This window comes from Microbispora sp. H10830 (genome assembly GCF_014161375.1).
Classification (GTDB): domain Bacteria; phylum Actinomycetota; class Actinomycetes; order Streptosporangiales; family Streptosporangiaceae; genus Microbispora; species Microbispora catharanthi.
The window spans coordinates 1-1,176 of sequence record NZ_JABBWX010000049.1 but is presented as its reverse complement, the minus strand read 5'-3'; the positions used below and the strand labels follow the sequence as shown (position 1 = coordinate 1,176).

At 69.0% G+C, this 1,176-nt stretch carries 1 protein-coding gene; it reads left to right on the top strand.

The annotated features are described in order from the left end of the window. Positions 1–49 precede the first annotated feature (49 nt). Positions 50–1,176, top strand: a 1,127-nt coding sequence (locus HHX35_RS42325; protein WP_310739688.1) for an IS701 family transposase, incomplete at its 3' end; no start/stop codon positions are given.

Below are 1,176 nucleotides of genomic sequence, written 5' to 3'. Positions count from 1 at the left end.
CACTAGTAGGACTTTGTTAGTTGGAGATCTTGTCTGAGATGATCTCGGGGTGACTCCGGCTGAGTTGGCTGAGGTGCGTGGCCGTCTTGAGGATTTTGCGGGTGAGGTGTTCACCTCGTTCGCTCGTAGGGAGCAGCGGTCGAACGGCGGGTTGTATCTGCGTGGGTTGATGCTGGACGGCCGGCGTAAGTCGATGGTGCCGATGGCTGAGCGGCTGGGAGTGGATCACCAGCGGCTACAACAGTTCATCACCTCCTCAACCTGGGATTACGGGGCGGTACGGCGGCGTCTTGCCCGCCGGGCGGTCGATCTGGTCGCCCCCGAGGCGTGGGTGCTGGACGATACCGGGCACGTCAAGGACGGGGACGCCTCCCCGGGGGTGGCCCGGCAGTACACCGGCACGGCGGGCAAGGTCGCCAACTGTCAGATCGCGGTCAGCGTGCACGCGGTCACCGACACCGGCTCGGCCGCGCTGAACTGGCGGTTGTTCCTGCCCGACAGCTGGGACGATGCTCTGGCCGAGGATGAGGGGCAGGCGGAGCACATCGCTCAGCGGCGGCGGCGCTGTGCGATCCCCGAGCAGGTGCGCCACCGCCCCAAGTGGCAGCTCGCGTTGGACATGCTGGATGAGCTGGCCGCCTGGGGGCTGGTGCCGCCGCTGGTGGTCGCCGACGCCGGATACGGGGAGGTGACCGCGCTGCGGGTGGAGCTGACCAGGCGCCAGATTCCCTACATCGTCAACGTCAAGGGCACCACCACCGCCTACCCTCACGACGTGGTCCCCGAGACGACGCCGTATGCGGGGACCGGGCGCCCGCCGGTGGCCAAGTACCGCACCCCGCACTCCACGCTGCGGGAGCTGGCCCTGACCGCCGGACGGCGCGCGTTGCGCCGGGTGACCTGGCGGCGAGGCAGTAGGCACACCCCGGGCAACCCGAGTGCGAAGATGACCTCCCGGTTCCTGGCGCTGCGGGTACGCCCGGCCAACCGTGGCATTGCCCGGCAGGAGGACGGCCACCTGCCCGAGTGCTGGCTGCTGGCCGAGTGGCCGCCCGGGGAGAGTGAGCCCACCGATTACTGGCTGTCCACCCTGCCCTCCGACACCCGGCTGCGGGATCTGGTGCGCCTGGCGAAGATCCGCTGGCGGATCGAGCACGACTACCGCGAGCTGAAGAC